This is a genomic window from Lichenibacterium minor, from assembly GCF_004137685.1.
Lineage (GTDB): Bacteria > Pseudomonadota > Alphaproteobacteria > Rhizobiales > Beijerinckiaceae > Lichenihabitans > Lichenihabitans minor.
The window spans coordinates 1-9,142 of sequence record NZ_QYBB01000081.1; the positions used below are offsets into that span (position 1 = coordinate 1).

A 9,142-nucleotide genomic window follows, 5' to 3' on the forward strand; every position below is an offset into this window, starting at 1 on the left:
CGTTCGGTGCACTGCGCGAACTCAAGGCGCTCGGGCGCTGCGTGCCGGACGAGGTCCGGGTGATCGGCTTCGGCGACGACGAGGCCGCCGGCTGCGTCGCGCCCGCGCTGACGAGCCTTCGGCCGCCGCGCCGCGAGATCGGCCTCGCCGCGGCCGAGGTTCTCCTCGCAAGGATCGCCGGCGGGGCACCGCAGCGGCTCGTGTTCGGCCCGGCGTTGGTGGAGCGGGCCAGCACCGGCGTCGCGTCTTGAGCGGCCCCCTCCGTTTCCGCCTCGCCCTCGACGCGCGCTGCACCGTGGGGGAGAGCCCGGTGTGGGACGCGGAAATCGCGGCGCTGTTGTTCTGCGACATCCCGAACGGCCTGATCTGCGAGTGGCGGCCGAGCGACGGCGCGCGGCGGAGTTGGTCCTTCGGCGAAAGCGTGGGCAGTTTTGGCCTTTGCCGCTCCGGGCGGCTCGTGGTGGCGCTGCGGCGCAGCGTGGTGCTGCTGTCGCGGCACGACGGAAGCGTGGTGCCGCTCGCCGAGGTGCCGGAGCCCGAGGGCAACCGCTTGAACGACGGCAAGGTCGGGCCAGACGGTTGCTTCTGGGTCGGCGGCATGGACGACAGGCCCGAGAAGCAGCCGACCGCCAGCCTGTACCGCGTGACCCCGGACGGCCGCGTCGAGCGCAAGGCGGAGGGCCTCATGGTGTCGAACGGCCTCGCCTGGACGGCCGACGGCGCCACGATGGTCCATTCCGATAGCCGCGCCCGGACGATCGACGCCTACGAGTTCGACGCCGCCTCGGGGCGTATCGGCAGCCGTCGTCGCCTCGCCACTCTCACCGATGCGGACGGGCGACCGGACGGCGGGGCCTTCGACCGCGAAGGGACCTATTGGAGCGCCGGCGTGTCGGCCGGAGTGCTCAACCGCTTCTCGCTCGCAGGAGGTCTGCTGGAGCGCCACCCGTTCCCGGTCCCCGCGCCGACGATGCCGTGCTTCGCGGGCGGGACGCTGTTCGTGACGTCGCTGCGGGAGGGACGCGACGCCGACACGCTGCGGCGGTGGCCGGCGCTGGGCGGGATCTTCGCTGCGCCCGCGCCCGGGCGGGGCGTGCCGGTTGGGCTGTTCGGGGACGACTGATCGCGCTTCGCGTCCGCCCGAGGTTGGGCCGGCGTCCCGGATCGTCGCGTTCTCTCGCATGGGACGGCGATGCCGGAGTGCTCGAACGCGACTGGTCAGGACCTTACCGGGGCTCCCGAATTCCGCCTCGAGACTGAAGTGTGCCCATCGTCGATCTCCAGCCTTTTGATCTCCCCAACAACAAAGAGGTAACTCACGACCGTCACCAAGGCATTCGCGCCGACGAAAATCAGGGCGCCGTCGAACGAGCCCGTGTTCTGCACGATGAACCCGATGACGATCGGCGTTGTGATAAGCGACATGTTGCCGAGCATGTTGAATAACCCGCCGCCGAGCCCCGCGATCTCCTTGGGAGCGGCGTCGGAGTTGACCGCCCAACCGAGGGCCCCGATGCCTTTGCCGAAGAACGCGACGGCCATGATAGCGATGACGAGCCACGGCGTTTCGACGACGTTGCACAGGATCATGCACATCGACAGGCCGAGCCCGAGACAGATCGGGATCTTGCGCGCCAGGGTCAAAGACACGCCTCGCCGCACCATCCAGTCCGACCAGAAGCCGCCGATGACGCCGCCGCAGAAGCCGAAGATGGCCGGAACAGAAGCCGCCAGACCAGCGCTGAGGATGGTCAGATGGCGCTCCTGGACAAGGTAGACCGGAAACCAGGTCACGAAGAAGTAGGTCACTGTGTTGATGCAGTACTGGCCCAGGTAGATGCCGAGCATCATGCGGCTCCCCAGGAGCCGCCGCACGGACTGCGCCATGTCGATCTCGTCCGCGACCGTCGGGACGACCGCAGAGCCGGCTGGTCCAGGTCCCGCCGACCGTGCTTTCGGCATGTCCATGGTGACCAGCGCCCCTCCTCGCTCGATGTAGTCGAGTTCGGCTTTCCCGAGGCGGGGATGCAGCGCGGGCACATGCATCACCAGGAGCCATACGAGCGCCACGAGCATGCCCAGGGCTCCCATAGAGACGAAGACCCAGGGCCAACCGAAGCGCGTCACGATCCAGGCCATGACCGGAGCGAAGACGATGGTCGCGAAATATTGGGCGGCGTTGAACAGCGCCGAGGCTGTGCCGCGCTCGCTGGCCGGGAACCAGGCCATCACGACGCGTCCGTTCGCGGGAAACGACGGGGCTTCGGCCAAGCCCACGAGCAATCTCAGCGCGATCAGCACGCCGAGCGCGGCCGTGGCGCCGACCATGCCGACGATGCCCTGCAGAGCGGTGGCCAGCGACCATGCCACGATGCTGGCGAAGAAGACCAGCTTGGAACCGAAACGGTCGAGCAGCCAGCCGGCCGGAAGCTGCGCGGCCACGTAGGACCAGCCGAGGGCCGAAAAGGCGAAGCCCATGGCGACCGCGTTCAGCCCCAGGCTCTTCGACAGGGCTGGGCCGGCGATGGCCAACGTCGCCCTGTCCGCGTAGTTCAGCACGGTGATGATGCACAACATGGCCAGGATGGTGAAGCGAACGCGACCGACCGCGGCGTCTCTCGGTCTCATGGTGACGGACATCGTCTTCTGACACTGTTCGAGGATGGGGTGGAGCGGTGCGGGCTCCCGTTCCGCCTCTCGCCTGGAGACGACGGGAGGCGTATCAACCGGCTTGGTGAGATGTTTCCGGGTCGCGAATCCTGTCATGGCGGACCGCTTCGACCCAGCCTTGCGTCTTGACGTCGCTGCGCAGCCGCCATTTCAGGATCTCGCCGATCAAGGTCGTCTTGACGGCTTGGTGATCGGGGCTGCGCCACAGGTCCGACATCTCTCCCGGATCCAGCGCGAGATCGAACAACTGACCTTCGCCGTGCTCGACGAAGTGAACGAGCTTCCACCGTCGATCGCGGATCATGGTCATGAACTCGGTGCCGCTGAGGATGCGGTCGCGGGCATGTTCGGCGAAGACGAAGTCGCGGGGTGGGACGTTGTCGGCCAGCAGGTAGGGCAGCAGGGACTGCGCCTCCATCCAGCGGGGTTTCTCTAGCCCGGCCAGTTCCAGGATGGTCGGGCCGAAGTCGAACAGCGCGACCAGATCGTCGATCTTGCGTCCCCCTGCGATCTGCTCGGGCGCCCAGACGATCGCGGGGACGCGGACACTGCCCTCGTACATGGTCCATTTCTGGCTGTGACCGTGATCGTTGAGGCAATCCCCGTGATCCGACGTGAAGATCACGATCGTGTCTTGTAGCACCCCGCGCCGGTCGAGCGCCGCGATCAGCTTGCCCATCTGGGCGTCGATCATCGACACGTTGGCGTAGTAATGCGCGCGCTGGCGCCGCAACTGCTCCGGTGTCGGATCGGGAAGGTGCACGACGGCGTCGTGATCGACGGCGATGTGCTGCTCGCGCAGGGCCCTCAACGCGGCGGGCTGTCGTGCGATCTCTTCGGGCGACCGCAGCGGCTCGGGGAGCGGAGTTCCCTCGTAGAGGTCGAGATAGTCCTGGGTCGGATCGTAGGGCGGGTGCGGGCCCGGGATGCCGATCTGCAGGAAGAAGGGCTCGCGGCCCTGGTAGCGATCGAGCCACAGGGCGGCCATCTCGGGCACGAAATTGTCCGAATGGAGGTTTTCCGGCAGGTCCCAGACGAAGGCGCCCAGACGTTCCCGGTAGTCCTCGCGTCGCCGATAGGTGACGCGGCTGGGCTTCTCGAAGCCCCGGGTCCAGAAGGCCTTGTCCCAATTGTCCAGGTAGAAGGGCAGCCGCTCCGTCGCGCGATCCTTGTTCTCGACGACGTGCCGTTCGTGGAAGCCGAAGGAGTCCTCGAAGGGAGACGTATGCATCTTGCCGATGTTGACGCAGCGATAGCCGGCGCGTGACAGCTGCTCCACCCAGCTGTGAGTCCAGCGTTCGTCGTTGCGGAAGACGCCGTTCGTGTGAGGGTAGAGGCCGGTGAACAGGCTGGCGCGCGAGGGCGCGCAGGAGGGTGACGTCACGTACATATGCGTGAAGCACACACCCTCCCGAACCATCCGGTCGAGGTTGGGGGTCTTCATGTAGTCGAAGCCGGCAGCGCCGACCGTGTCGTGACGCTGCTGATCCGTGATGACGAAGACGATGTTGGGAGTCTTAGCGCTTCGCATCAGATCGGTTCCGAGACAGCGTGGAGGATGAGGGGTGCGTACTCTCTGATCGCCGCCGAAAGGGCAGCCGAAGCTTTCTCGGAACGATGACGATACAGGTCGCCAACGAGACGCCGTCGCCGTTTCACGTGGTGCGGATCCATGGCGCGGTGCCCTGCCGGGGCCGGTCGCCGTATCACCGCCGCACCACGCAGCGGAATCCGATGTTGGTCGTGGCGCTGTCCTCCATCTCGGGGTGGCGAGCCGCGGGACGGTAGCGGCGGCAGTAGTTCGGTGCGCAGAGATGCGATCCGCCCTTCAGCACCCGGCGGGGGATCCGCACCCCGGGCTGGGCCGGGTCGAAGCTCGGCGATGGATCCGCGGCGCGCGGATCGGGCGGCGCGCAACAGCCCCGGCCGGTGGGATGGCGGGGGGACCAATAGTCCGCCGTCCATTCCCACACGTTGCCGATCATGTCGGAGAGCCCGTAGAGATCGGCCGGGAAGGCCCCGACAGGCGACGTGCCGTAGCGGTCCGGGCCCGGCTCGCCCCGGCGCGGGAACGGCCCCGGCCAAGTATTGGCCAAGCGTCGCCCCTCCGGCGCGAAGTCGTCGCCCCAGGCGTAGTCGGCGCCGTCGCGTCCGCCGCGCGCCGCGAACTCCCACTCGGCCTCGGTCGGCAGGGCCTTGCCGGCCCAGGCCGCATAGGCCTCGGCATCGGCGAAGGCCACCTGGGTCACGGGATGGTCGGCGAGTTCGGCCCTCGCGTCACCGAGCCCTTCCGGCCGGCGCCAACAGGCCTCCGGCACGTAGGCCCACCAGGAGCCGGGCGCCCGCGACGCTGCGAAGTTCTCCGGGCGGAACACGATCGAGCCCGCGACGAGCGACGACGGGTCGGCGCCGGGATAGAGGGCCGGGTCGGGCGCGCGCTCCGCCACGGTGACGTGGCCCGTCGCGGCGACGAAGCGGTTGAATTCCGCCACCGTGACGGGCGCGTGGTCCATCCAGAAGCCGCCGACTGTGACACGTCGCACCGGCCCCTCCTCGGGATAGTGCCGGTCCGACCCCATGCTGAACGTGCCGCCGGGGATCCAAGCCATGTCGGGCCTGCCACCCTCCATCAGCGCACCGGAGCCGGCAGCGGCGCCGGGGTCATGGCCGTCATGGTGCGCCAGCGCAGGATCTCCTCGACCATCTCGCGCCGCCGCTCGGCGTGGGCGGGGTCGTCCCACAGGTTTGACACCTCGCGGGGATCGGCGTCGAGGTCGAAGAGCTGGCCTTCCGGGCTGTCGACGAAGTGGACGAGCTTCCAGCGGCGGTCGCGCACCATGCTCATGCAGGCGGTGCCCTTGAGGATCATGTCGCGGGCGTGTTCGGCGAAGACGCGTGGGCGACCTTCACCAGCGCCGCCGAGCAGCGGCACGAGGGAGCGGGCCTGCATCCAGTCCGGCGGCACGAGGCCCGCCAGTTCCAGGATCGTCGGGCCGAAGTCCATCCAGGAGCACAGGTCGTCGATCGTCCTGTGCGACAGGCCCCGGCCCCAAACCACGGCGGGCACGCGCACGCTTTGCTCGTACATGGTCCATTTCTGGCTATGGCCGTGGTCGTTCAGGCAGTCGCCGTGGTCGGAGGTGAAAATCACCACCGTTTCGTCGAGCACCCCGCGCCGTTCCAGCGCCGCCAGCAGGTGGCCGACCTGGGCGTCGATCATGGAGACGTTAGCGAAGTAGTGCTGCCGCTGGAGCTGCATCTGCTCCGGCGTCGGGTCGAGGAGGTGCACCACGGCATCATGGTCGTCCTCGGTGTGCTCGCGGCGGAGGTCCTTCAGCACCTTCGGCTGGCCGTCGATGTCGGCCCGCTCGAAGATCGGCGCCGGCAGGTCGCGGCCCTCGTAAAGCGCCAAGGCGTCGGGTGTGGGGTCGTAGGGCGGGTGCGGCCCCGGCAGCCCGATCTCGAGGAAAAAGGGCTCGCCGCCCGGATAGATGTCGAGCCAGTGGCAAGCGAGGTCGCCGACAAAATTGTCGGGATGCAGGTCGGCCGGCAGTTCCCAGGCGAAGGCGCCGAGGCGCTCGCGGTAGTCGGCGCGGCGCGCCCAGGTCTTGCGGCTCGGCTTTTCGAAGCCCCGCGCGTGGAGCGCCTTGTCCCAGTTGTCGAGGAAGTAGGGCACGTTGACGTGGGCGCGGTCCTTGTTCTCGACCACGTGCCGCTCGTGAAAGCCGAACGGGTGCTCCCATGGGAAGGTGTGCATCTTTCCGATGTTGATGCAGCGGTAGCCGGCATGCGCCAGGCTCTCGACCCAGCTCCAGCGCCATGGCTGCTCGTTGCGCAGCACCCCGGTCTGGTGCGGGTAGAGACCGGTGAACAGGCTCGCCCGCGACGGCGCGCAGGACGGCGCCGTGACGAACATGCGGGTGAGGCTGACGCCCTCGCGCACGAGGCGGTCGAGGTTGGGCGTCACCATGTGGGGGTGACCCTGTGCTGCGATCGTGTCGAAGCGCTGCTGGTCGGTGATCACCAGCACGATGTTCGGTCGAGCCTTCTGGACCGTCATGAGATCGTCCTCCTGTTCACGCGAGATCGGACCCGTGCGTCTCAGCGGCGAGCCACACGCAGACGGCGCTGAGCGCGCAGACGGCCGCGACGTAGACCGCGACAGGCCACCACGCCCCGCCGGCCCAGAGCACCAGCGCGCTGGCGATGAGCGGGGTCGGGGCGCCGCCGATCAGCGCCGACAGCTGGTAGCCGATCGAGATGCCGGTGTAGCGCACGCCTGTGCCGAAGAGTTCGGAGAAGAACGAGCTCTGGATGGCGAACATCAGCCCGGTGCCGACCGCCAGCGCCATCACGATGGCGAACCAGGCGAGCCGCATCGAGCCGCTCGCCAGCAGCGGGAAGTAAGCGAAGATGAAGCTGCCCGACAGCAGCACGCCCGCGAGATAGACGGGGCGGCGCCCGACCCGATCCGACAGCAGCCCGACGAGCGGCAGGATGCCGACCTCGACCGCGGAGGCGATGACGAACCCCGACAGCATGGTCCCGCGCTCGACGTGCAACGTGTTGGCCGCGTAGGCGATGCCGAACACGTTGATGACGTTAAAAACCACGGCGTCCGCCAAGCGCGCGCCCGTAGCGAGGGCGATGTTCTTCGGATGGCGACGGAAGAGCGCCACGATGGGGATCGCCGCCTGCTCGCCCGACGCTTTGGCCTTGAGGAAGGCCGGCGTCTCCGCGATGGCGAGGCGGATGTAGACCGCCGCCACGAGGAAGACCGCGCTGAGCAGGAAGGGCACGCGCCACCCCCAGGCGAGGAAGTTTTCCGGCTCCATCCTGCTGACGACGGCGAAGACCAGGGTCGACAGGAGCAGGCCCATGGGGGAGCCCATCTGCGGCAGGCTGCCGATGAAGCCGCGCCGGCCCGTGGGCGCGTGTTCGAGCGCCACGAGCGACGCACCGCCCCATTCGCCGCCGATGCCGAGCCCCTGCAGCAATCGCAGCAGGACGAGCAGCACCGGAGCCCAGACCCCTATGCTGTCGTAGGTCGGCAGCAGCCCGATGGCGAGCGTGCCGAGTCCCATGATGAGCGCGGTGGCGAGCAGCGCCGTCTTGCGACCGACTCGGTCGCCGACGTGGCCGAACAGCACCGCACCGATCGGCCGGCTGATGAAACCCACCGCGAAGGTCGCGAAGGCGGCGAGCGTGCCGGCTTCGGGCGACGAAGCCGGGAAGAACAGCTTGCCGAAGACCAACGCCGAAGCGGTTCCGAACAGGAAGAAGTCGTACCATTCCATCAGCGAGCCGACGAAGCCCGCCATCGCGGCCCGCTGCATGTCTCTGCCGGGAGCCGCGGGCGTGGTGCCCGGGCAGGCCTGTACTTGTGCCATCCGACGTTTCCCCTTCGATGAAGCGCGGCGGCTCTTCGGCCGTCTCAGGCCATGATGATCTCGATGCCCATGGACCGGATGTCCTCGACGGCGGCCTCGCTCAGGTCCGTGTCGGTGATCAGGAGATCGAAGTCGGACAGGTCCGCGTAGCGGCACAAGGCGACTACGCCGAACTTCGCCGATTCGGCCAGGAGCAGGTTTCGATCCGCGATGCCGAGACAACGGCGCTTGACGGCGGCATCCGGCAGGTCCGGCGCGGTCAGCCCAGCATGGGTGGTGAAGCCGAGCGTGCCCAGGAAAGCGACGTCGGCGTGCAGGCCTTCGAGGGCGGGATGGACCCAGTCGTCAAGCGTGGCGAGACTGCGGTTGCGCACGCGCCCGCCGAGCATCACGACGTCAAAGCCCCGGATGGCTAAACCGTGGGCGATGTCGAGCCCATTAGTGACGATCGTCGTGCGAGCGCCATCGGGTAGCATCTCGGCCAAGAATAGAGATGTCGAGGCCGACTCCAAGAGTATGGTCCCCGTGTCGGGGACGTGGGCCAGTGCCGCCCGAGCGATACGCTTCTTCTCGTCCGTGCAAAGGGACGCACGGACTGCCATCGGCGGCTCCGGGCCGCCCACTCTCGCCATGTCGATGGCGCCGCCGTGGACGCGCCTGAGGTCGCCCGCTTCTTCCAACGCCGCGAGATCGCGCCGTATCGTCTCGTGCGACGTGTCCAATTCTCGCGCAAGGTCGGCGACCGCGACCCGACCATGAGCCTTGATCCGGTCCGTGATCAACTGTTGGCGCTGCAAGGCGAACATCGGGAATTGCCCGGTCCCGTGGTGGTGTGTGAGATTTTGTGACCTTGAGCCCGCCCTGTCAATGTAGGGCATGGGAACCATGACCGTCTGCTCACGCCATGCCTCGCTCCAGAGCGGCTGTTCCGCTCTCCACCCTATCACGCCGTTCGGCCAGTAACGGCCGCAGTCGACCCAAGGACGAACCCGCTCTCGCGGGAGGGCTTCCGGAGAGGTAGGGCACAACTGAAGATCAGCGCGAGCGCTTGAGCGGGTTCCGCCAGCCTCCGAGCATGAGGG

General features: G+C 68.0%; 8 protein-coding genes. 2 read left to right on the forward strand and 6 right to left on the reverse strand.

Annotation, left to right across the window (positions count from 1 at the left end; all coding sequences use genetic code 11):
- Nucleotides 1-251: substrate-binding domain-containing protein (locus tag D3273_RS26285; RefSeq protein ID WP_165359718.1), on the forward strand; the 251-nt coding region annotated here is incomplete at its 5' end.
- Nucleotides 248-1,123, forward strand: a complete 876-nt coding sequence (locus tag D3273_RS26290; RefSeq protein WP_129229922.1) for an SMP-30/gluconolactonase/LRE family protein — start codon at nucleotides 248-250, stop codon at nucleotides 1,121-1,123. The genes D3273_RS26285 and D3273_RS26290, both read left to right, overlap by 4 nt.
- A 95-nt stretch (nucleotides 1,124-1,218) precedes the next feature.
- Here D3273_RS26290 and D3273_RS26295 read toward each other — a convergent pair whose 3' ends face one another.
- From D3273_RS26295 to D3273_RS26320, 6 genes are all read right to left on the reverse strand, one after another.
- Entirely contained in the window at nucleotides 1,219-2,640 is a 1,422-nt protein-coding gene (locus tag D3273_RS26295) for an MFS transporter (RefSeq protein ID WP_129229928.1), read from the reverse strand.
- Between the two features lie 82 nt (nucleotides 2,641-2,722).
- Complete coding sequence (locus D3273_RS26300; RefSeq protein WP_165359719.1) at nucleotides 2,723-4,201, reverse strand: sulfatase family protein; 1,479 nt, start codon at nucleotides 4,199-4,201, stop codon at nucleotides 2,723-2,725.
- Between the two features lie 175 nt (nucleotides 4,202-4,376).
- Nucleotides 4,377-5,279: a formylglycine-generating enzyme family protein gene (locus D3273_RS26305; RefSeq protein WP_245501404.1), complete on the reverse strand. Its 903-nt coding sequence runs from the start codon at nucleotides 5,277-5,279 to the stop codon at nucleotides 4,377-4,379.
- Between the two features lie 20 nt (nucleotides 5,280-5,299).
- On the reverse strand, nucleotides 5,300-6,730 hold the full coding sequence (locus D3273_RS26310) for a sulfatase family protein (protein WP_129229925.1): 1,431 nt from the start codon (nucleotides 6,728-6,730) through the stop codon (nucleotides 5,300-5,302).
- 16 nt (nucleotides 6,731-6,746) lie between these two features.
- A complete protein-coding gene (locus D3273_RS26315) occupies nucleotides 6,747-8,060 on the reverse strand; it encodes an MFS transporter (protein WP_129229926.1) in 1,314 nt (437 codons plus the stop codon).
- Between the two features lie 44 nt (nucleotides 8,061-8,104).
- The gene (locus D3273_RS26320) at nucleotides 8,105-8,866 is read right to left on the reverse strand and encodes a DeoR/GlpR family DNA-binding transcription regulator (RefSeq protein ID WP_165359720.1); all 762 of its coding nucleotides are present in this window, start codon (nucleotides 8,864-8,866) and stop codon (nucleotides 8,105-8,107) included.
- Nucleotides 8,867-9,142: the final 276 nt, after the last annotated feature.